This is a genomic window from Leifsonia sp. AG29 (assembly GCF_009765225.1).
Taxonomy (GTDB): domain Bacteria; phylum Actinomycetota; class Actinomycetes; order Actinomycetales; family Microbacteriaceae; genus Leifsonia.
In genome coordinates this window covers 2,513,805-2,533,854 of the sequence record NZ_VMSF01000001.1, presented here as the reverse complement: position 1 = coordinate 2,533,854, position 20,050 = coordinate 2,513,805, and the positions used below count along the sequence as shown (strand labels likewise).

At 69.9% G+C, this 20,050-nt stretch carries 19 protein-coding genes; 18 read left to right on the top strand and 1 reads right to left on the bottom strand.

Going from position 1 to position 20,050, the window contains the following annotated elements; all coding sequences use genetic code 11:
• The 3 genes from pilO to FPT20_RS12240 all read left to right on the top strand — a co-directional run bounded on the left by pilO (position 1) and on the right by FPT20_RS12240 (position 2,590).
• Positions 1-795, top strand: coding sequence for a type 4a pilus biogenesis protein PilO (gene pilO, locus FPT20_RS12250; RefSeq protein WP_158865651.1), 795 nt, complete (start codon positions 1-3; stop codon positions 793-795).
• Between the two features lie 90 nt (positions 796-885).
• Complete coding sequence (locus FPT20_RS12245) at positions 886-2,088, top strand: hypothetical protein (RefSeq protein WP_158865649.1); 1,203 nt, start codon at positions 886-888, stop codon at positions 2,086-2,088.
• A gap of 7 nt (positions 2,089-2,095) precedes the next feature.
• Positions 2,096-2,590 carry a DUF6121 family protein gene (locus FPT20_RS12240; protein WP_158865647.1) on the top strand — a complete coding sequence of 165 codons (495 nt, stop codon included), beginning with the start codon at positions 2,096-2,098 and terminating at the stop codon, positions 2,588-2,590.
• A 12-nt stretch (positions 2,591-2,602) separates the two neighbouring features.
• Here the strand turns inward: FPT20_RS12240 and FPT20_RS12235 are convergent, their stop codons facing one another.
• Positions 2,603-7,111, bottom strand: coding sequence for an FtsK/SpoIIIE domain-containing protein (locus FPT20_RS12235; protein WP_158865645.1), 4,509 nt, complete (start codon positions 7,109-7,111; stop codon positions 2,603-2,605).
• Positions 7,112-7,219: 108 nt separating this feature from the next.
• Here FPT20_RS12235 and FPT20_RS12230 point away from each other — a divergent pair, with 108 nt between their 5' ends.
• The 15 genes from FPT20_RS12230 to rplW all read left to right on the top strand — a co-directional run bounded on the left by FPT20_RS12230 (position 7,220) and on the right by rplW (position 20,048).
• On the top strand, positions 7,220-7,546 hold the full coding sequence (locus FPT20_RS12230) for a hypothetical protein (protein ID WP_158865643.1): 327 nt from the start codon (positions 7,220-7,222) through the stop codon (positions 7,544-7,546).
• Between the two features lie 10 nt (positions 7,547-7,556).
• Positions 7,557-8,831: a putative T7SS-secreted protein gene (locus FPT20_RS12225; RefSeq protein ID WP_158865641.1), complete on the top strand. Its 1,275-nt coding sequence runs from the start codon at positions 7,557-7,559 to the stop codon at positions 8,829-8,831.
• A 10-nt stretch (positions 8,832-8,841) separates the two neighbouring features.
• On the top strand, positions 8,842-9,465 hold the full coding sequence (locus FPT20_RS12220; protein ID WP_158865639.1) for a hypothetical protein: 624 nt from the start codon (positions 8,842-8,844) through the stop codon (positions 9,463-9,465).
• Positions 9,462-10,067, top strand: coding sequence for a hypothetical protein (locus FPT20_RS12215; RefSeq protein ID WP_158865637.1), 606 nt, complete (start codon positions 9,462-9,464; stop codon positions 10,065-10,067). Before FPT20_RS12220 ends, FPT20_RS12215 begins: the two co-directional genes overlap by 4 nt.
• Complete coding sequence (locus FPT20_RS12210; protein ID WP_158865635.1) at positions 10,064-10,837, top strand: hypothetical protein; 774 nt, start codon at positions 10,064-10,066, stop codon at positions 10,835-10,837. The genes FPT20_RS12215 and FPT20_RS12210 overlap by 4 nt, the downstream gene beginning before the upstream one ends.
• A 137-nt stretch (positions 10,838-10,974) precedes the next feature.
• On the top strand, positions 10,975-11,271 hold the full coding sequence (locus tag FPT20_RS12205; protein ID WP_158865633.1) for a WXG100 family type VII secretion target: 297 nt from the start codon (positions 10,975-10,977) through the stop codon (positions 11,269-11,271).
• A 399-nt stretch (positions 11,272-11,670) separates the two neighbouring features.
• On the top strand, positions 11,671-12,045 hold the full coding sequence (gene rpsL, locus FPT20_RS12200) for a 30S ribosomal protein S12 (protein WP_055787040.1): 375 nt from the start codon (positions 11,671-11,673) through the stop codon (positions 12,043-12,045).
• The gene (gene rpsG / locus FPT20_RS12195; protein ID WP_089908555.1) at positions 12,045-12,515 is read left to right on the top strand and encodes a 30S ribosomal protein S7; all 471 of its coding nucleotides are present in this window, start codon (positions 12,045-12,047) and stop codon (positions 12,513-12,515) included. Before rpsL ends, rpsG begins: the two co-directional genes overlap by 1 nt.
• Positions 12,516-12,635: 120 nt before the next feature.
• On the top strand, positions 12,636-14,750 hold the full coding sequence (fusA, locus tag FPT20_RS12190; protein WP_158865631.1) for an elongation factor G: 2,115 nt from the start codon (positions 12,636-12,638) through the stop codon (positions 14,748-14,750).
• A gap of 132 nt (positions 14,751-14,882) precedes the next feature.
• Entirely contained in the window at positions 14,883-16,076 is a 1,194-nt protein-coding gene (gene tuf, locus FPT20_RS12185; RefSeq protein WP_158865629.1) for an elongation factor Tu, read from the top strand.
• A 1,122-nt stretch (positions 16,077-17,198) separates the two neighbouring features.
• Positions 17,199-17,651 carry a hypothetical protein gene (locus FPT20_RS12180; RefSeq protein WP_158865627.1) on the top strand — a complete coding sequence of 151 codons (453 nt, stop codon included), beginning with the start codon at positions 17,199-17,201 and terminating at the stop codon, positions 17,649-17,651.
• A gap of 463 nt (positions 17,652-18,114) precedes the next feature.
• Complete coding sequence (gene rpsJ, locus FPT20_RS12175; protein ID WP_018191969.1) at positions 18,115-18,423, top strand: 30S ribosomal protein S10; 309 nt, start codon at positions 18,115-18,117, stop codon at positions 18,421-18,423.
• Between the two features lie 14 nt (positions 18,424-18,437).
• A complete protein-coding gene (rplC, locus tag FPT20_RS12170) occupies positions 18,438-19,097 on the top strand; it encodes a 50S ribosomal protein L3 (RefSeq protein ID WP_158865625.1) in 660 nt (219 codons plus the stop codon).
• 4 nt (positions 19,098-19,101) lie between these two features.
• Positions 19,102-19,752, top strand: a complete 651-nt coding sequence (gene rplD, locus FPT20_RS12165) for a 50S ribosomal protein L4 (protein ID WP_158865623.1) — start codon at positions 19,102-19,104, stop codon at positions 19,750-19,752.
• Complete coding sequence (gene rplW, locus FPT20_RS12160) at positions 19,752-20,048, top strand: 50S ribosomal protein L23 (RefSeq protein WP_158865621.1); 297 nt, start codon at positions 19,752-19,754, stop codon at positions 20,046-20,048. The genes rplD and rplW overlap by 1 nt, the downstream gene beginning before the upstream one ends.
• Positions 20,049-20,050: the final 2 nt, after the last annotated feature.

The window sequence follows — 20,050 nt, the reverse complement described above, 5'->3', positions numbered from 1 at the left end:
GTGGACAAGCAGCGCATCGTCATCGCAGCGATCGGCCTCGCCATCGCGGTCGTCCTCGGCCTCGGCTACCTGCTCGGCATCCAGCCCCAGTTGGCCGCAGCCTCTGCCGCGGCAGAGCAGACGGCGACGGTTCTGGCCAACAACCAGGCATCGCAGGTGCAGCTGGCGAAGCTCAAGTCGGACTACGCCAAGATCTCCCAGTTCGACGGGCAGCTCACCGAACTCCAGCGCTCGATCCCGTCGAGCCCCTCGCTCGACACGCTTCTGTCCGACCTCCGGGCGCTCGCCGCCTCCACCGGGACGACGATCTCGCAGTTCAATCCGGGCCAGGCGGTCGCGTACACCCCGCCGGCCGCCCCCGCTCCTGCTGCGCCCGCGAAGGCATCGGCGGCATCGGGGTCGAGTCCCACGCCCACGCCGACGCCGACAGCAGCCGCGCCCGCGGCCCCCGCCGCCCCGAAGATCGCGACCAACCCGCTCATCAACGCGAGCAACTTCGTGGCGATCCCGGTGACCATCGGCGTCAAGGGCAGTATGGACGGGGCCATCGCGTTCCTCGGCGGCCTGCAGCATGGGTCGCGGCTCGTGCTGGTCACCGGATTCAGCGGGAATGAGGAGGCCGCCGCTGCCGCTCCCGCTCCGGGCGCGAAGCCCGGTGCCCCGGCAGCGGCCGAGGGGGCGACCTACACGATCAACGGTCTGGTCTACGTTCTGGCATCCCCGCACCCGGCTTCGTCCGCGCCGTCGCCCGCTTCCGCAGCTGCGCCGACTCCCAGTCCCACGCCTTCCCGCTGAGCCGCAGCACCTCCCCGGTTTCGGACCGCCCCGTTGCTACAGTGGGCACCACTGACAGGTGCCCACTGGGGCGGATCGAGGAGTGCCAGCATGAGCGACACGACGCCGGAGCCCGCTGAGAAGCCCGAGCCCGACGCGGCCGAGGCCCCCCGGGAGGAGCCGCTCGCCCCGGCCACGGCACCCGCCGCGTCGGCTGCCGCCGAGCCTGTTGCGTCTGCTGCGGCCGAGCCCACCGTCGCCACCCCCCACCCTGACGACACCGACACCGATGCCGACCTCTCCGAGCCCCCGTCGACCCCCGTGTCCGCGCGCGGCCACGTGAATCACCCAGCCGGAGAGGCCACCGCCGCGCAGGCCACCGTGCCTCCGACGCCGGCACCTCGCCAGCCCGCGCCCGCGATCGAGCCGGAACCGGTAACCGCCAGCGAGGACGACGTCGCCGCAGCGGTCGCCCGCTCGTCAGCCGAGCCGGGTGCGACGGCGGGAGGCTCAGCGACCGTCGACACCGCGAGCCCCGTCGAGGCGGCCACCCCGGTCATCGTCGCGGCCGAGGCGGCAAGACTCCAGGAGGCGCCCGCTGAGACCGCTCCGGCCGAGCCCGAGCGTGCACCGGCGGCAGCTGCCGCCACCGGAGTCGCGACCGGAGCCGCCGCGACCACCGCAGCCGCGGCCGCCGCCACCGTGCAGCCCGTCACCCCCATCTACCTCCAGCATCCGCACCCTCCCAAGAAGAAGAGCAACCGCGGGCTCGGCATCCTCATCGCGCTCGTCGGGACGGTCGCGTTCGCCGCGCTCTGGAGCCTGGCCGTCGTCGTCGTCGGCGCGCTCCTCACGCCGAGCAACGAATTCGTGCAGGCGCTCATCGACTTCTACACCGGTGGCCCCGGGTTCGGCATCCGCGGCTGGGCCCCGGTGATCGCGTTCTTCATCGGCATGGTCGTGCTCATCCAGATTCTCAACCGGTCGCGTTGGTGGGCTTACATCCTCGGCGGCCTCGTCGTCGCCGTCTTCGTCTACTTCGTCTACATCGGCGCCTCCCTCGTCGCCCTTCAGGTGGGAGCCCGATCCCCCGAAGAGATGGCTGTCCTTCTCCGTACGGCGTGGGTCAACCCCTTCGCCGTCCTCGCCGGCGTCATCGCGCGCGAGATCTCGATCTGGACCGGCGCCTGGCTCGCCGCCCGCGGCCGCAAGCTGAAGGCGCGCAACGCGGAGGCGCAGGCCGACTACGAGGAGCAGGTCGCCGACGCGCAGAACCGGGCGGCCGCCGCGTACGCCGGGGGCGCCGGCTACTGAGCGCAACATGCGGGAGGAGCGCAAGTATGCCACGATCGTGGCGTGTTTCGCAGCGGGGCTCTACCTCGCTCTGATCGTCGCGGCGTTCGGCATCCTCTCGCTGCTCACCGAGACCGATCCCGTATCCGACAGCACGGTGGGGCCGCTCGTCGGTCCGTTCATGGTCGGGGGAGCGGTGCTGACGCTGTTGATCTTCCTCATCGCGCTCGGCACGCGCGTTCCCGCCGACAAGCAGCGGGTGTCGCCGGGAGCCGCCCTGGCAACGGGAATCGCCTGCTACCTCGTGTACATCGCCGCCGGCGGGATAACGGGCGCGGCGGGCGACCCGCAGAATCCGTTCCACTACTTCCTGTTCGCGGTGTCGCAGCTCGGCAGCTGGTACGCCATCACCGCCGGGATCCTGGCTGCGCTCGTCGTCCTCCTGTATCAGCTGGTCCTGGTCGGGCGGTTCCGCCAGCGCGGCCGGCCTCGCTGGCCCTGGGAGCGCGACGAGGACGAGTGAGGCCGACCCGGTCTACCCGCGGGTGACGATCGCGGCCGTCTCCACCAGCGGCACCTGGACCCGGGCGAAGGTTCCTTTGTGGATGTACACGCCGCGTCCGGGAGGAAACTCCGAGCGGTTCAGCCGCGGCAGCGGCGTCTTTAGCAACAGGTCGCCCTCGATCGAATCGGGCTGGAGGAGGAGGCCGCGCCTCCCGTTCTTGACCTCGCCCAAGAGCGGCCAGGAGGAACCCCACGCGCTGGTCTCGGCCTCCGCGACGAGCAGGTGGTCGCTGCGGCGCACGGCCCGGACGAGCTCGACGATGGGGGAGTCGGCCGGGGTCTGCAGGAAGTCGCCGATGCTCTCGATGAAGACGCCGATGCGGCCCTCGGTGTCGGGGTCGACGACGGCGGCGGCGAGGTCCTTCGCCAGCTCGGCGGCATCGGACGGCGTCGTGCCCGTGGCCGTCCACAGCGGGGAGGCGGCGAGCGGCGACCGAGCGTGCCCGAGGTAGTAGAGGCGCGCCTCCGGGTCGAAGCGCGCGAACGACGCCGCGAGCGCCGCCAGGGCTGTCGTCCGGCCGCTCGCCGGCGGGCCGCCCAGCAGGATGGTGCCTGCCGGCTCGAACGCGAAGGGTCCGAGATCGGCGTCGCCGACACCGAGGACGGGACGGCCGTCGTGGCTGTCCGGCAGAGTGTCGAGCGGCACCTCCTTCGGGAGCGAGCCGACCGTCGGCGCCTCCGGGATCCCGGCGCGCCGCATGGCGTCGGCGAGGCGGCGCACCGCCTCCGACTGGTCGGCGACCGACCGCGATCCGCCGAGGACCGCGATCTGCGTCTCGTAGCCGTCGACGATCGCCCGGCCGGGAGGCGACTGCGGCCCCAGGATGTCGCCCGGGACATCGAGCATGCCGTACCCGTCGTCGGCCAGCCTCAGGACGACCCGGCGCTGGACGAGCGACCCGATCGCCGTCGGCACGGCGCCTGCTCGATCGCCGGTCAGGGCGACATGCATGCCGAGCCGACGACCGTCCGCCAGGAGGTCGCGGAACACGTCGTACCACTGCGAACGGCCGGCGGGGATCTCGAAGTCTTCTCGGAATGCCGGGAAACCGTCGATGAGGAGCAGGATCCGGGGCTCGTCGAGCCTCCCGCTCAGCGTCCGGTACTCCGTGATGCTGGACGCGTTCGCCTCTGCGTACCGGGGGCCGCGGTCCTCCAGCATGCCCTTGAGCATGCGCATCAACCGGATGATCCGCTCCGGATCGTCGCCCGGGATGATCGACCCGACATGCGGAAGCTTCTCGAGCATCCGGAGGCTTCCCGCGCCGAAGTCCAGCCCGTACACGCGCACCGGGCCCCCGCGCGGCGTGATGGCCGCCGCGGACGCGAGCGTCCGCAGCACCGTGGACTTGCCGGAGCCTCCCGTGCCGTAGACGGCGAGGTTGCCGTCGACGTCGGGATGGAAGTACACGGGCCGCTGCTCCTGGCGGTCGGGGACGTCGGCGACGCCGAGGAGGAGCTCCGCGTCGGTGCGCTGCCGGAGCAGCCCCAGGTCGTACGCGGGCGCGAGCTCGTCGAGCCAGGGTCGCCGCGGAGCCGGGATGTGCGCGTCGCTCTGCGCCCGGACGATGGAGGCGACGAGCCGCTGCTGATCGGTCGGGCCGAGGTCGCGCTCGGGCTCGTCGGAGACCCGCTCCTCCTCCCAGCGGAGCTCGCCGCCGAACCGGAGCTCGGCGATCTCGACGCCCGCCCGCTCCGGATCGCGCGAGGTCCAGCCCCCGCCGTAGGCGGACTGGAATCGGACGAGGCGCCCGGGGCCGGTCTTCGCGATCCCGCGACCCGGGAGCCCGGGGTCGAAATGCGCCGCGTCGACGACGCCCACGACGTCTTGACTGTCCGACTCGTCGGCCATGCGCAGCGCCACCCGGAGGTTGGTGTTGGCGCGGAGGTTGTCCTTGATGACGCCTGCCGGGCGCTGGGTGGCCATGATCAGGTGGATCCCGAGCGAGCGGCCCCGCTGGGCGATGTCGACGACACCGTCGACGAACTCCGGCACGTCGCCGACCAGGGCGGCGAACTCGTCGATGACGAGCACGAGGGCCGGCGGGCTGTCCGGGTCGCCGCGCTTCTCGAGCTCGAGGAGATCCTTCGCCTTCTTGCGGTTCAGCAGGTGCTCGCGGTGCCGGAGCTCGGCGCGCAGGCTGGTCAGGGCCCGGCGGACGAGGTGCGGGCTGAGGTCGGTGACGAGGCCGACGCAGTGCGGGAGGCTGACGCAGTCGGCGAAGGCCGACCCGCCCTTGTAGTCGACGAACAGGAAGGTGACGCGGTCGGGACTGTACTCCGCCGCCATTCCGAGCACCCAGGCCTGGAGGAACTCGCTCTTGCCCGCTCCGGTCGTGCCGCCGACGAGGGCGTGCGGACCGTTCGTGCGGAGGTCGAGGTGCATCGCGTCCACGCCTCCCGACCCGACGATCGCCCGCAGCGTCCCCGGGCGGCGCCTCGTGACCGGAGCCGCTCCGGACCGGTCGTGGATGGAGGCGTTCTGCTGCCAGCGCTCGACGACCGCGCGCGACGACTCCGCCAGCTCGTGGCCGAGCAGGCTCAGCAGCGAGATCGACCGCGGGAGGTCGCTGGCGTCGGCGACGAGGGCGCCCGAGTCGATGACGGGCGCCATGCGCCGTGCGTAGTCGAGGGCGACCGCGGCCGACACGGGTTCGGTGACCACGTCGGGAATCGTCTCGCCGAGGCGGACGAACCCGGCGGTGGCCCTGTCGGGAGCCTCCGAGTGGCTGAGGTAGGTGCGGCACACGGCCGGGAGCGCCTCCACCCGCTCGGAGAGCCAGATCGGGAACACGCCCGCATCGGCGGCCGTCTCGGCGAGCTGGACGAGACGCGCGCGGTCGAGCGCCACGTCATCCGAGATGAGCACGACGACCGCCGGGATGGGAGACGGCGTGCCGTCGGTGGTCTGGGCGCCTCCGACGTCGGCTCCCCGGTCGATGGCCGCCCGCTCCTGATCCATCGCTCCGCGTCGCCGGGCGCCGCGAGCCTCGCCCAGGCGCCGCTCCACGAGTGCTTCGAGGGCGCCGAGCACGCTGGCGGCGCTCGACGCGCTGTCGGCCAGGTGGCCCCCCTCGAGCGGGCTGTGCGGGGAGGAGGTGTGCGGCATCCATTTCAACCAGCCGAGCTCGCGCGACCACCGGGGCGACACGAGCGCGCTGACCGCCAGCTCGGCGGGGGAGTGGAGGGAGGTCAGCTGCACCAGCACCGAGTTCACCGACCCGGCGACCAGCTCGGCCGGGCCGGCGATGCCCAGAGCGCCCGACTCGTAGAGGTTGTCGAGCACGGGCACGTCATCGACGCGCTCGAACCGGGCGATCAGCGCGTCGAGCCGCTCCTGGAACTCGACGATGAGCTCGCCCCGGTCGGACACCTGGACCGTGTTGCGTGAGCGCATCGAGCCGCGCCCGAGCTGCAGGTTGAGGAAGGACCAGTGCTCGGGGCGACGGGTCCACAGAAGGGGGCCACGCCGCACCGCCTCCGCGAGGGCGTCGGCCGTGGTGGGCGTCTCGGCGCGGCGGAGCTCGGTCTCGACGGCGCGTTCCTGCTCGAGCCGGGTGGCGAGGGCGTCGAGGCGCTCCTCGAAGCGCGCGATCTGCTTCTTGAGCTTGCGCCGCCCCCGCGTCCGCCCCGTCAGGTAGTTGCCGATCAGCATCGCCGGCGACAGGAGGACGAAGAGCAGCGTCGCGGGCTGGCGCGTGATCGCGAACATCGCCGCGCCGAGGAGGAGGGGCGTCATCATCGCGAGCAGCGGGAACGGCGGGTCCTCCTTCTCGGCGGGGACCTCGGGCGCCTCGAACACCTGCCCGGCATAGCGCCGCTCGACCCGGGGGGAGCGGTTGAAGAACACGGGACCGGCGGTCGGCGTCGCCGCCGGCTGAGCCGCGCCGTCGGCCACGGCGACCTCGACCTCGGTGTCACCGATGAGGAGCGTCTCGGACCGATGGATCGTGAACCGGGTGACGAGGCCGCCGTCGACGACCACGCCGTTCGCCGAGCCGAGGTCGACGACCTCCACGCCGTCGCCCGCCTCGAGCCGGACATGCCGCTTGGAGACGAGCGGGTCGTCGAGGACGATGTCGCACGACGGGTCGCGCCCGATCACGGTCGTCCCGAGCCGGATCTGACGTTCCATGCCGGCGCCCGGTCCGCTCAGGACGCGCAGACTCGCGACGACCGGCGCGTCACCGAGCTGCGGCGAGGCGAAATGCACTCCGGCGTCGGCGATCGCCACCGTGGCGCCGCTGCCGATCCACGCCTCCCCGATCGGGGCGTCGGGCGGGAGGACGAGCGGTTCGACCTGGCCCGGCAGCTGCGCGCGGAGGGTCAGAGCCCCCGGCTCGGGCAGCGTGCCGCTCGGACGCGGGTCGACCCGCGCGATCGTGGCCGCCACCTCGGAGATGCTCGCCGCCGCATCGGAGGTCACGACGATGTCGTCGCTGGTGCCCGAGGGGCGGGCGAGGGTGAGTTTGAGGCGCACTTCAGCACCATACCGACGGGAGCCGACACGGCCGATGGGTACCGCTCCCCATCGATTCGCGCGGGGGCCGCCGGTACCGTGATGCAGCGTGGACAGGAAGGAGCCGCGATGACCGACCTCAAGCTCGATCTGGCGCTGCTCGGGCAGCTGCGCGACGACCTCGACGCCGTCGTCCGGGAGTTCGAGGACGCCGACGACTTCAGCGACGACGTCGCCGAGGCGACCGGGCACGACGGGCTGGGCGACCGCGTCCACGACTTCGCGCACAAGTGGAACGACAAGCGCAAGAAGATGACGGAGTCGGTGAAGGCGCTGCGCGAGCAGATCGGGGCGATCACGGACGGCTTCACCAAGGTCGACGGCGAGCTGGCGAAAGCGCTCGAGCACGCGTCGGCCGACGTCGCGAAGCACCACCCCGGCGCGGTGGCGGAGTAGAGGAGACGCGATGGGCGACAGGGAGTACGAGAAGCTCACCGGACGGCCGGACCTCGTCCGCTCCAAGGCGGAGCACTACGAGCAGATCGCGGCGGCGATCACCCGATCCGTCGCGGCGCTGAACCGTATCAGCGAGGTCGGCGGAATGACCAGCAAGGCCGTCGACGCCGTCAAGAAGTCCGCGGCCGACGTGGCCGACGACATCAACAAGGCCCAGGACCGGTACCAGGTGACCGCGGCCGCCCTGAAGACGTACGCCGGGCACCTCCAGCAGGCTCAGGACGACGCGGACAAGGCGATCGCGCTCATCGGGCCCCGCGAGGACGCGGCCGATCAGGCCCAGCACCGCGCCGCATCGGCCCAGCACACACTCGACACGGGCACGCCGGAGGCCCACGCGGCCAACCAGCTCGCGGCGACGAGGGCGGGAGACGCCGCCTCGGCCGCCTCCCAGGAGCTCCAGGCGGCCCAGCAGGCCTGGCGCGATGCGCGGGACGCGAAGGACCGCGCGGCGGAGACCGCCTCGGGCCGGATCAAGGACGTCGTCGAGGGCAAGGGCAACCACGGGCTGGAGGACAGCTTCTGGGACGACTGGGGCGACATCATCAAGACGATCTGCCAGATCGCCGGCGTGCTGTCCCTGTTCCTCTCCTGGGTACCGATCCTCGGGCAGATCCTCCTCGTCATCGCGGTGGTCGGCGCGGTCATCACGCTGGTGGAGAGCGTCGTCAAGGCCATGAACGGCGGCAGCTGGGTCGACGTCGCGTTCGCCGCCGTAGGACTCGTCCTCACCGTCTTCGGCGCCAACATCGGCAAGTACATCGGGAACCTCGTCAAGGCCAAGGGCCTGACCGTCGCGATGAAGCTCCCGCGGCGCCAGTTCACCCTGCTCACCGGCATCTCGAAGGGCAGCAAGGCCGCCGAGCTGAAGGACGTGCAGGCGATGCTCGGCTCCCCGAAGGTCCTCCCGAACGTGATGAAGGAGGTGTTCGGCAAGAACCCGTTCAAGCTCACTACCGGCCCGGAGGGACTCCTCAAGCTGCAGCGCAACCCGCTGGGCCTCGCAGGGTTCGACAACCCGCAGTTCGCGGCGAAGGTCATGGACGAGATCCCGACCGGCTACAAGGTCGCGCTGAAGGTGTGGAACTACCGCGCCGTCGCCGGGAAGATCCAGACGCTCACCGACAACCCGCTCGACCCGAACGACAAGCCGCTGTCGCTGAAGCCCGAGTCGATCGCGAAGGACCTCGCCGACGGCCGCCTCCCGAAGTGGACCCTCGGCTAGGGTGGGCGGCATGGCCCCGACCGGCATCCGCGACTTCAGCGTCTCCATCCCGGAGGGCTTCTACCCGATGCTCCTCGACGAGGAGGTCACCAGCGAGGACTGGGCGCGCGACGTGGTCCGCCGCGCGTCGGACGAGCTCGGCGGCTCCGACCCCGACGGCACGCTGGAGGGGGAGCTCGCCGACCTGCGCCTGCGCCTCCTGGCCCAGCTCAACCCGTACCTCAGCGCCGCCGTCTACCTGCGACCGCAGGGGTTCCTCAGCGTCGGTGCGGTGATGACCCTGCAGCTGGCGGCGATCGAGCCCCATCACGATGCGGCGTGGTTCCTGACCGAGGCGCGCGAGCTGGCGGCCGATCCCGACTCGGAGGGGCACACCCTCCTGTTCGACGGCTGGCGGCACGAGATCGCCGGCGGCCCGCTCGCCGGGGTGCACCAGGTCGTCGAGTACCTCGACGACCCGGACGCGGGCTCGGAGGGCTGGGTGGAGGCGCGGACCGTCTTCGGCGTGTTCCCCCCGGGAGCCGACGAGATGGTGCACGTGACCTTCACCACCGCCGACCTCGCGGCGTTCGGCGACATGCCCGCCGAGACCGAGAGCATCGTCGCGACGCTCCGTGTGGAGCTCGAGGCATGACCCGTCAGCTCACGGTCGGGGAGGCCGACTTCACGATCGTCCTCCCCGGCACCTGGGTCTCCGTTCCGCTCGAGGGCGACGACCGCGCCAAGGCCGAGATCGCCTCCTTCGTCAAGCGGCAGGTCGGGATGAACGACCGGCTCGCGCGCCTCCGCCGCGACGCCCGCGAGCAGCTGCTCGGCATGGCCGCCTCGGCTCGCGCGGCCGGCGCTTTCCGGGTGGGCCTCTCGCTCGAGATCCTGCCCGGCATCCCGTTCCCCGCGGCGCTCGTGATGCATTTCCAGCCCTGGCCGGCCGGCGGCGGTGCAGCGGCCGGCCCCGAGCGCCTCCGGACGGCCTTCCCGGACGCCGAACCGCTCGACCTCGACTGCGGTCCCACCGTTCGGCGCTCGAGCGTCGGCCGGCTGCAGATCGGCGCCGCGTCGACACAGGAGGTGCGGCTCGACTACTGGATGCCGGTCCCCTCCGGCGACCGGCTCCTCCACCTCAGCGTCGATGTGCCCTCACCCGGTGACCCGGCGCTCTACACCGAGCTCTTCGACGCCATCGTCGACTCCGTCCGCTGGGCGGCCCGCCCGGCTCCCGCGGAGGCCGCCCGGTGAGCGCCGAGCGCAGCGCTCCCACCTCGCTGAGCGCCCCCACCCTGTACGCGCTCGGCGGAGGGCTCGTCGTCGTCGCTCTCGCCCTGCTCGGCTGGTTCCTCGCGGTGACGGCCGGAGGCGCCTCCCTCGAGCATCTCGTCGGGAAGGACTGGGGCCGCAACCTGGTCGCGGCGCCGTTCGTCGTGCTCATGATCGCGGCCGCGCCGCTCTTCCTCGCCGAGTACACGCGGCGCGGTGACTGGTCGAGCCGCGCCAGGCGGGGTCTCCGCGGCGGTAGCAACACGGTGACCCTCCGGCCGTTGCGCACCTGGTCGCGCCTCCTCTGGCTCGTCGTGGCGATCGCTGCGTGGGCCGCCTTGATTCCGGTGCCGCTGGCCCTCGTGAGCGGGAGGGACGCCTTCCGTCCCGACGACGAGTTCTGGATGCTGCTCGACGCGTACGGGCTCTTCGCCGCCGGCATGGCGGGCGCCATCGTCGGGTCGCTCCTGAAGCGCGCCTCCTACGACGCGCTCGCCCGCCGCGGCACCGTGCGGCGCGGGTCGGCCTCGCAGGAGTTCTGGCGCCAGGTCTCGCACCGGTTCCGCCTCGAGCTCGTGCTCGCCTTCGCGGCGGGCGCGCTGGTCGGCCTCCTGCCGGTCGTCGCCGCCGACGCCTCCGCCGCGCTCTGGATCACGGTCGCAGCGGCCGCCTGCGCCGTTCTCGCGCTCGCGGGGATCCTGAGCGCGTGGCGCTCGGGCGAGCCCCTCTACCGGCTCGAGTCGCTGACCTGAGGCGCCCCCTCCCCGTCCCCGTCCCGGCGGGCCATGGGGAGTCCTCCCCATTCCGCGCGCAGCGGGTCCCTGATTGAGTGGAGGCAGCTGGTCGGGCACGTCGGCACGGCCTCTCCACAACGAAGGGATCAGACCTCATGGCCAACATGAACGTCACGTACGGCGAGATGACCGATGCCGCCAACCGCCTCATCGCGGGCAAGGACGACATCACCGCGAAGCTGCACGAGCTCCAGAACCTCGTGAACGGCCTCGTCAACGGCGGCTTCGTCACCGACCAGGCCTCCGGCGCCTTCCACTCGTCGTACGAGCAGTTCACGAAGGGGACCACCGACGCGGTCAACGGCCTCGACGGCATGTCGCAGTTCCTCACCAAGGCCGCCGACGCGCTGCAGAACGTCGACAGCGAGCTCGCCAAGGGCATCGGCGGCTGACCCTCCGCCGCTCAGGACGGACGAGCGCGGGCACCCGATGAGGGTGCCCGCGCTCTCGTCGTCGCGGAGGTTTCGCCCTCCGCGGACCGGGCCCTATCACGGCCGCCTTCATTTGACCGGCACCGACGCGGACGATAGTATTTATCGGGTGTGCGCTCTGTCGCGCGCTCGTTCCGTGCCCACTGATCGTCGAGATCGAAGGTCCGGAGCGCGCGAGCCGGCACGTACTCATCCGATGGGCTGGGAGACCGCACGGAATCCCCGCCCCCACGGCATATCGGCCTGTCAACGCGAGCCGATCCCCCCGCGAACACCCTCAGTCCCTGCCGTCAGGCTCGGGCTGATCGAGCGCGGGGAAAGCAACACCTGTCACCGTGCAGTCCATATAAGGAGAAGTCAGTGCCAACCATTCAGCAGTTGGTTCGCAAGGGCCGGTCGCCGAAGGTCACCAAGACCAAGGCTCCCGCTCTGAAGGCGAACCCCCAGCAGCGCGGCGTGTGCACCCGTGTCTACACCACCACCCCGAAGAAGCCGAACTCCGCGCTCCGCAAGGTCGCGCGCGTCAAGCTCTCGAACGGGACCGAGGTCACCGCTTACATCCCCGGTGAGGGCCACAACCTGCAGGAGCACTCGATGGTGCTCGTCCGCGGCGGTCGTGTGAAGGACCTGCCCGGCGTCCGCTACAAGATCGTGCGCGGCGCGCTCGACACCCAGGCCGTCAAGAACCGCAAGCAGGCTCGCAGCCGTTACGGCGCGAAGATGGAGAAGAAGTAATGCCTCGCAAGGGTCCCGCTCCCAAGCGCCCCGTCGTCGCCGACCCGGTCTACGGCTCCCCGGTCGTCAGCCAGCTGGTCAACAAGATCCTCCTCGACGGCAAGAAGGGCCTCGCCGAGCGCATCGTCTACGACGCGCTCGAGGGTGTCGCCACCAAGTCCGGCCAGGACGCGGTCACCACGCTCAAGAAGGCGCTCGACAACATCCGGCCGACCCTCGAGGTCCGCAGCCGCCGCGTCGGTGGCTCGACCTACCAGGTGCCGGTCGAGGTCAAGCCGCACCGCGCCAACACGCTCGCGCTCCGCTGGCTCACCAGCTACGCCAAGGGCCGTCGCGAGAAGACGATGACCGAGCGCCTCACCAACGAGATCCTCGACGCTTCGAACGGCCTCGGCGCCGCTGTCAAGCGCCGCGAGGACACGCACAAGATGGCCGAGTCGAACAAGGCCTTCGCCCACTACCGCTGGTAACCACAGCATGGCTGTGATCCCGGTCCCGGGAAACACAGCCGGCCGTCCGGGCGTTGCACTCCTCGGGAGTGCCCGCCCGGACGGCACCCCTTCCACTTTTCAACTTTTCGGAGGAACCCTGTGGCACAGGACGTGCTCACCGACCTGAAGAAGGTCCGCAACATCGGCATCATGGCCCACATCGATGCCGGCAAGACCACCACGACCGAGCGCATCCTGTTCTACACGGGCGTCAACCACAAGATCGGTGAGACGCACGACGGCGCCTCGACCACCGACTGGATGGAGCAGGAGAAGGAGCGCGGCATCACGATCACGTCGGCCGCCGTGACCTGCTTCTGGAACAAGAACCAGATCAACATCATCGACACGCCCGGTCACGTCGACTTCACCGTCGAGGTGGAGCGCTCGCTCCGCGTGCTCGACGGCGCGGTCGCGGTGTTCGACGCGAAGGAGGGCGTGGAGCCCCAGTCGGAGACCGTGTGGCGCCAGGCCGACAAGTACAACGTCCCGCGCATCTGCTTCGTCAACAAGATGGACAAGCTCGGCGCCGACTTCTACTTCACGGTCGACACCATCATCTCCCGCCTCGGCGCCAAGCCGCTGGTCATGCAGCTCCCGATCGGTTCCGAGTCCGACTTCATCGGCGTCGTCGACCTGGTCGAGATGCGTGCGCTGGTCTGGCCGGGCGACGCCAAGGGTGATGTCACCATGGGCGCCAAGTACGAGATCCAGGAGATCCCGGCCGACCTCCAGGCCAAGGCCGAGGAGTACCGCGCGAAGCTCGTCGAGACCGTCGCCGAGACCGACGACGCGCTGCTCGAGAAGTTCTTCGGCGGCGAGGAGATCACCGTCCCGGAGATCAAGGCGGCCATCCGCAAGCTCACCGTGAACAACGAGATCTACCCGGTCCTCTGCGGCTCGGCGTTCAAGAACCGCGGTGTCCAGCCGATGCTCGACGCGGTCATCGACTACCTCCCCGCGCCGATCGACGTGCCCGCCATCCAGGGTCACGACGCCCGCGACCCGGAGAAGACTATCGAGCGTCACGCCGACGCGACCGAGCCGTTCTCGGCTCTCGCGTTCAAGGTCGCCGTCCACCCGTTCTTCGGCCGCCTCACCTACGTGCGCGTCTACTCGGGCCGCGTCGACTCCGGCGCCCAGGTCATCAACTCGACCAAGGGCAAGAAGGAGCGCATCGGCAAGATCTTCCAGATGCACGCCAACAAGGAGAACCCGGTCGACTTCGTCACCGCCGGCAACATCTACGCGGTGATCGGCCTCAAGGACACCACCACCGGTGACACCCTGTGCGACCCGGCCAACGAGGTCGTCCTCGAGTCGATGACCTTCCCGGAGCCGGTGATCGAGGTCGCCATCGAGCCGAAGACGAAGGCCGACCAGGAGAAGCTCGGCACCGCCATCCAGAAGCTCGCCGAGGAGGACCCGACCTTCCGCACCGAGCAGAACCAGGAGACCGGTCAGACGGTCATCAAGGGCATGGGCGAGCTCCACCTCGACATCCTCGTCGACCGCATGAAGCGCGAGTTCAACGTGGAGGCGAACGTCGGCAAGCCCCAGGTGGCCTACCGCGAGACCATCCGCCGCACGGTGGAGAAGTACGACTACACCCACAAGAAGCAGACCGGTGGTTCCGGTCAGTTCGCCAAGGTGCAGATCACCCTGGAGCCGCTCGAGGTGACCCCGGAGACCTCGTACGAGTTCGTGAACGCCGTCACCGGCGGTCGCGTCCCGCGCGAGTACATCCCCTCGGTCGACGCGGGCATCCAGGACGCGATGCAGGTCGGCGTGCTCGCCGGCTTCCCGACGGTGGGCGTCAAGGCGACGCTCGTCGACGGTGCAGCGCACGACGTCGACTCCTCGGAGATGGCGTTCAAGATCGCCGGCTCGATGGCCTACAAGGAGGCCGCTCGGAAGGCGAACCCGGTGCTCCTCGAGCCGCTCATGGCGGTCGAGGTCCGTACGCCGGAGGAGTACATGGGCGACGTCATCGGCGACCTGAACTCCCGCCGCGGGCAGATCCAGTCCATGGAGGACGCCAGCGGTGTCAAGGTGGTGCGCGCCAACGTCCCGCTGTCGGAGATGTTCGGCTACATCGGCGACCTGCGCTCGAAGACCTCGGGCCGCGCCGTGTACTCGATGCAGTTCGACAGCTACGCGGAGGTCCCGAAGGCTGTGGCCGACGAGATCGTCCAGAAGAGCAAGGGCGAGTGACCTCGGTCGCTGGGACTCCACTGTCCTGAAGCTCGGGCAACATCCCGTAACATAAGAAACCAATCCCGTAGATCCGCCGGTCGAAATCCGTCGACCGGGGGATCTGCACGAGAGTCCTGAGGAGGACCCACAGTGGCTAAGGCCAAGTTCGAGCGGACTAAGCCGCACGTCAACATCGGAACCATCGGTCACGTCGACCACGGCAAGACGACGCTCACCGCGGCGATCTCCAAGGTGCTTGCTGACAAGTACCCGTCGGCGACCAACGTGCAGCGTGACTTCGCTTCGATCGACTCGGCTCCGGAAGAGCGTCAGCGTGGTATCACGATCAACATCTCGCACGTCGAGTACGAGACGCCGAAGCGCCACTACGCGCACGTTGACGCCCCGGGTCACGCCGACTACATCAAGAACATGATCACCGGTGCCGCTCAGATGGACGGCGCGATCCTCGTGGTCGCCGCCACCGACGGCCCGATGGCTCAGACCCGTGAGCACGTCCTGCTCGCCAAGCAGGTCGGCGTCCCCTACCTGCTCGTCGCGCTGAACAAGGCCGACATGGTCGACGACGAGGAGATCCTGGAGCTCGTCGAGCTCGAGGTCCGCGAGCTGCTCTCCAGCCAGGACTTCGACGGCGACAACGCTCCGGTGGTGCGCGTCTCGGGCCTCAAGGCTCTCGAGGGCGACGAGAAGTGGACCCAGAGCATCCTCGACCTCATGGAGGCCGTGGACGAGTCCATCCCGGACCCGGTGCGCGACAAGGACAAGCCGTTCCTCATGCCGATCGAGGACGTCTTCACGATCACCGGTCGTGGCACGGTCGTCACCGGTCGCGCCGAGCGCGGCACCCTCGCCATCAACTCCGAGGTCGAGATCGTCGGCATCCGCCCGACGCAGAAGACCACGGTCACCGGTATCGAGATGTTCCACAAGCAGCTCGACGAGGCCTGGGCCGGCGAGAACTGTGGTCTGCTCCTCCGCGGCACCAAGCGCGAGGACGTGGAGCGCGGCCAGGTCGTCGCGAAGCCGGGTTCGGTCACGCCGCACACCAACTTCGAGGGCACTGCCTACATCCTCTCGAAGGACGAGGGCGGCCGTCACAACCCCTTCTACACGAACTACCGTCCGCAGTTCTACTTCCGGACCACCGACGTCACCGGCGTCATCTCGCTGCCCGAGGGCACCGAGATGGTCATGCCCGGCGACACCACCGACATGTCGGTCGAGCTGATCCAGCCGATCGCCATGGAGGAGGGCCTCGGCTTCGCCATCCGTGAGGGTGGCCGCACCGTGGGCGCCGGTACGGTGACGAAGATCATCAAGTAAGTCCTCGCGACTGACTCGGAAAGGGTCGGGCCTTCGGGCCCGGCCCTTTTTCGTCGTCCGGAGACGGCGTGTTCCTGGGAATCGTTCACCAAGGGTTTACCTCGCCCGGCACCCGTCGCAGAATTGACGCACCGTTTCATCCGGACGGTTCCGTCGACGAAGGGAGTGCCTATGGATACCCAGAGCCTCGCAAACCAGCCCAAGCCGCTGACCGGAACTCTCGACGGAAGTTCGGGAACCGCGTAACAGCGGTCTTGGATCATTCACCAGAGTGGCGGCGCGAGGCGCCACTCGAGCGGGGCCGGCAGCACGCCGGCCCCGCTCCTCTTTGCCCTGCGTCGGCGCGGTGCGCCTCCCCGCCTCCCTCCCCGCCTTCCTCCCCGCAGGTCCGCGGTGCGCCTCCCCGCCTCCCTCCCCGCGGGTCTGCGCTGCGGCGGGGCAGGTGCGCCGCGGCGCCGGACCGCAGGCGTCCCACGAGGCTGCAGTCACGAGCGCAGCCGACGTTGTCCACAGCCCGGAACGGAGCTCCGCCTCCCCCTGATCTCGGTGGCCGCCGCCTCGGCATCGTCGGTGCCCATAGACCGGGAGGCATGGAAACAGACCCGCCGCTTCCCCCGTTCGTCCTCGTGCGCGACCTCCCTGACCGCGTGGAGACCCGCCGCCAGCACGCCCGGTCGGTGCTCGCGGGAACCGAGGTCCGCATCGGCCACGGCGCCTACGCCTCGCGTGCCGATTGGGATCTCCTCGACCACCGGGGCCGCCACCTCCTGCGCCTGCGAGCGTTCGCCGCAACGCGTTCGCGGACGCCGACGTTCTCGCACTGGTCCGCGGCGATCGTGCACGGGCTGCCGATCGTCGGGCCGTTCCCGGAGCGGATCCACGTCAGTGTCGGTCGAACGAGCGGCGGCAGATCCGCCCGCCAGGTCGTCGCGCATTCGACCCAAGTACGCGCGGAGGACGTTGCGGAGGTCGCGGGTCTGCGTTGCACATCCGTCGCACGCACCATCGTCGATCTCGCGGCGATCGCGCCCCGGGCGCAGATCGTGCCCCTTGGCCGACCATCATCTGCATGCCGGCAGGGGGCGTCGATCGGCGACCGGGGGAGCGGGGCGCGAAGACCTGATGGCCGCGTTCCGTCGGGCGCTGCCGATGCGGGGCCACCGTCGCGCGCTGGACGTGATCGGCTTCGCGGATGGGCGCGCCGACTCCCCGCTCGAGTCCGTGAGCCGGGTGAGCATGCACGCGGCCGGTGTCCCGCAGCCGGCCCTGCAGCTTCCGTTCTCTGACGGGAACGGCTTGATCGGCGTCGTCGACTTCGCGTGGCCAGAGGCCCGCGTGATCGGCGAGGCCGACGGGGACGTGAAGTACCTCGACTCGGCGATGCGCGCGGGCCGCTCGGCGGACCGCGTGGTCCTCGACGAGAAGGTGAGGGAGGACCGCCTCCGAGCGCTCGGATGGCGGGTGGTGCGTTGGCGGTGGGCGATCGCCTCCGACCCAGGGAGGCTGGGTGCGGTGCTCGAGGAGGCGGGGGTACCGCGCGATCGCACCGCTTCGCGGACCGTCTGCTCCGTCTAGGGACAGCCGCTGTGCGGCGCCGCGCAGCGGCTGTCCCGCCGCGCCGCAGACGCGCAGCACACGCCCCGCAGCGCGCGACACGCCACCGCGACACGCCCGGGTTGCAGCAATGGCCGCGATCTGGCAAACTTGTCTGGTTCAACATTTCGGAACGAGCGCGCTGACGTGTGCTCAGACCGGATCACTGCCAGGCAGTGCATAGCCCACCGTGAGTGCCACCGAGCACACCGGGACGAGGTTAGGCCGCAGGCAGCAGGACAAAGCTCAATCGACGATCACGATGAAGCAGGGATAGCTCTGTGCCCATCGTGGCCCCGACCAGGAGACACGCCCGGCCGCGGGGGTCGGAGAGTTGACAGAAGAATAGTGGCGTTCCCCACGCGTACGTCGCACCGCGTCCAATGCGATGCGGGCTCCTCGGAGCCCGCAGCGTAAGACGCCATAACAAGAGAGAGAGTCAGACATGGCGGGACAGAAGATCCGCATTCGGCTTAAGTCGTATGACCACGAGGTCATCGACACCTCGGCGCGCAAGATCGTCGACACGGTGACCCGTGCAGGCGCGACCGTCGTCGGCCCGGTGCCGCTTCCCACCGAGAAGAACGTGGTGGTCGTCATCCGTTCGCCCCACAAGTACAAGGACAGCCGCGAGCACTTCGAGATGCGCACGCACAAGCGGCTGATCGACATCATCGACCCGACGCCGAAGGCCGTCGACTCGCTCATGCGTCTCGACCTGCCCGCCGACGTCAACATCGAGATCAAGCTGTAAGGGGGAGTGCCACCATGTCCAACAACGAGACCAAGACTTCGCGCGGCCTCCTCGGCAAGAAGCTCGGCATGACCCAGGTCTGGGACGAGAACAACAAGCTCATCCCCGTGACCGTCATCGAGATCACGCCGAACGTCGTGACCCAGGTCCGCACCCCCGAGGTCGACGGCTACAACGCCGTCCAGATCGCGTACGGCCAGATCGACCCGCGCAAGGTGAACAAGCCCTCCGCCGGTCACTTCGACAAGGCCGGCGTGACCCCGCGCCGTCACCTCACCGAGGTCCGCACCGCCGACGCCGCCGAGTACGCGGCCGGCCAGGAGCTGACCGTCGACGGAACCTTCGAGGCCGGCCAGCTGGTCGACGTCGTCGGCACCTCCAAGGGCAAGGGCTTCGCCGGTGTGATGAAGCGCCACAACTTCCAGGGTGTCTCCGCCTCGCACGGTGCGCACCGCAACCACCGCAAGCCGGGCTCCATCGGCGCCTCCTCGACCCCGAGCCGTGTCTTCAAGGGCATGCGCATGGCCGGTCGCATGGGTGGCGAGCGCGTCACAGTCCTGAACCTCAAGGTCCAGGCCGTCGACGCCGAGAAGGGCCTGCTGCTGGTCAAGGGAGCCGTCCCCGGTGCCCGTGGCCGCATCGTTTTCGTCCGCAACGCAGTGAAGGGGGCCTAGTCGCATGGCTACCTCGATTGACGTCGTCGACCTGAAGGGCAAGAAGGCCGGCTCCATCGAGCTTCCCGAGGCCCTGTTCGACGTTCAGACCAACATCCCGCTGATCCACCAGGTCGTCACCGCGCAGCTCGCTGCCGCCCGCCAGGGCACGCACAAGGTGAAGGGCCGCGGCGAGGTCTCCGGCGCCGGCCGCAAGCCGTTCAAGCAGAAGGGCACCGGCCGCGCCCGTCAGGGTTCCATCCGCGCCCCTCAGATGACCGGTGGTGGCATCGTCCACGGACCGACGCCCCGCGACTACGCGCAGCGCACCCCCAAGAAGATGATCGCCGCGGCTCTGCTCGGCGCTCTCTCGGACCGCGCCCGCGGCAGCCGGATCCACGCCGTCCAGGCGTTCACCTCGGGTGACGCGCCCTCGACCAAGGCCGTCGTCGAGCTGCTCTCGGGCATCGCGACCTCCAAGCACGTCCTCGTCGTGATCGAGCGTGACGACGAGCTGGCGTTCAAGAGCGTCCGCAACATCCCGACGGTGCACGTGCTGACCTACGACCAGCTGAACGCCTACGACGTCCTGGTGAGCGACGACATCGTCTTCTCGCAGGCCGCTCTCGAAGGCTTCATCGCCGCCAAGACCAAGAAGGAAGAGGTGAACGCGTAATGGCCGTCAACAAGGACCCCCGCGACGTCATCATCGCCCCGGTCGTCTCCGAGAAGAGCTACGGCCTGATCGACGAGGGCAAGTACACCTTCGTCGTCGACCCGCGTTCCAACAAGACCGAGATCAAGCTCGCCATCGAGTCGATCTTCAAGGTCGAGGTCGCGTCGGTGAACACCCTGAACCGTCAGGGCAAGACCCGCCGCACCCGCTTCGGCACCGGCAAGCGCAAGGACACCAAGCGCGCCATCGTCACGCTGAAGTCCGGTTCCATCGACATCTTCACGGCCGTCGGCTGAGC

What these genes read in the sequence shown, in the direction of transcription:
- FPT20_RS12245 (WP_158865649.1), top strand. Translation starts at nt 886, where the DNA reads ATGAGCGACACGACGCCGGAGCCCGCTGAGAAGCCCGAGCCCGACGCG.
- FPT20_RS12240 (WP_158865647.1), top strand. Translation starts at nt 2,096, where the DNA reads ATGCGGGAGGAGCGCAAGTATGCCACGATCGTGGCGTGTTTCGCAGCG.
- FPT20_RS12230 (WP_158865643.1), top strand. Translation starts at nt 7,220, where the DNA reads ATGACCGACCTCAAGCTCGATCTGGCGCTGCTCGGGCAGCTGCGCGAC.
- FPT20_RS12225 (WP_158865641.1), top strand. Translation starts at nt 7,557, where the DNA reads ATGGGCGACAGGGAGTACGAGAAGCTCACCGGACGGCCGGACCTCGTC.
- FPT20_RS12220 (WP_158865639.1), top strand. Translation starts at nt 8,842, where the DNA reads ATGGCCCCGACCGGCATCCGCGACTTCAGCGTCTCCATCCCGGAGGGC.
- FPT20_RS12215 (WP_158865637.1), top strand. Translation starts at nt 9,462, where the DNA reads ATGACCCGTCAGCTCACGGTCGGGGAGGCCGACTTCACGATCGTCCTC.
- FPT20_RS12205 (WP_158865633.1), top strand. Translation starts at nt 10,975, where the DNA reads ATGGCCAACATGAACGTCACGTACGGCGAGATGACCGATGCCGCCAAC.
- rpsG (WP_089908555.1), top strand. Translation starts at nt 12,045, where the DNA reads ATGCCTCGCAAGGGTCCCGCTCCCAAGCGCCCCGTCGTCGCCGACCCG.
- FPT20_RS12180 (WP_158865627.1), top strand. Translation starts at nt 17,199, where the DNA reads ATGGCCGCGTTCCGTCGGGCGCTGCCGATGCGGGGCCACCGTCGCGCG.
- rpsJ (WP_018191969.1), top strand. Translation starts at nt 18,115, where the DNA reads ATGGCGGGACAGAAGATCCGCATTCGGCTTAAGTCGTATGACCACGAG.
- rplC (WP_158865625.1), top strand. Translation starts at nt 18,438, where the DNA reads ATGTCCAACAACGAGACCAAGACTTCGCGCGGCCTCCTCGGCAAGAAG.
- rplD (WP_158865623.1), top strand. Translation starts at nt 19,102, where the DNA reads ATGGCTACCTCGATTGACGTCGTCGACCTGAAGGGCAAGAAGGCCGGC.
- rplW (WP_158865621.1), top strand. Translation starts at nt 19,752, where the DNA reads ATGGCCGTCAACAAGGACCCCCGCGACGTCATCATCGCCCCGGTCGTC.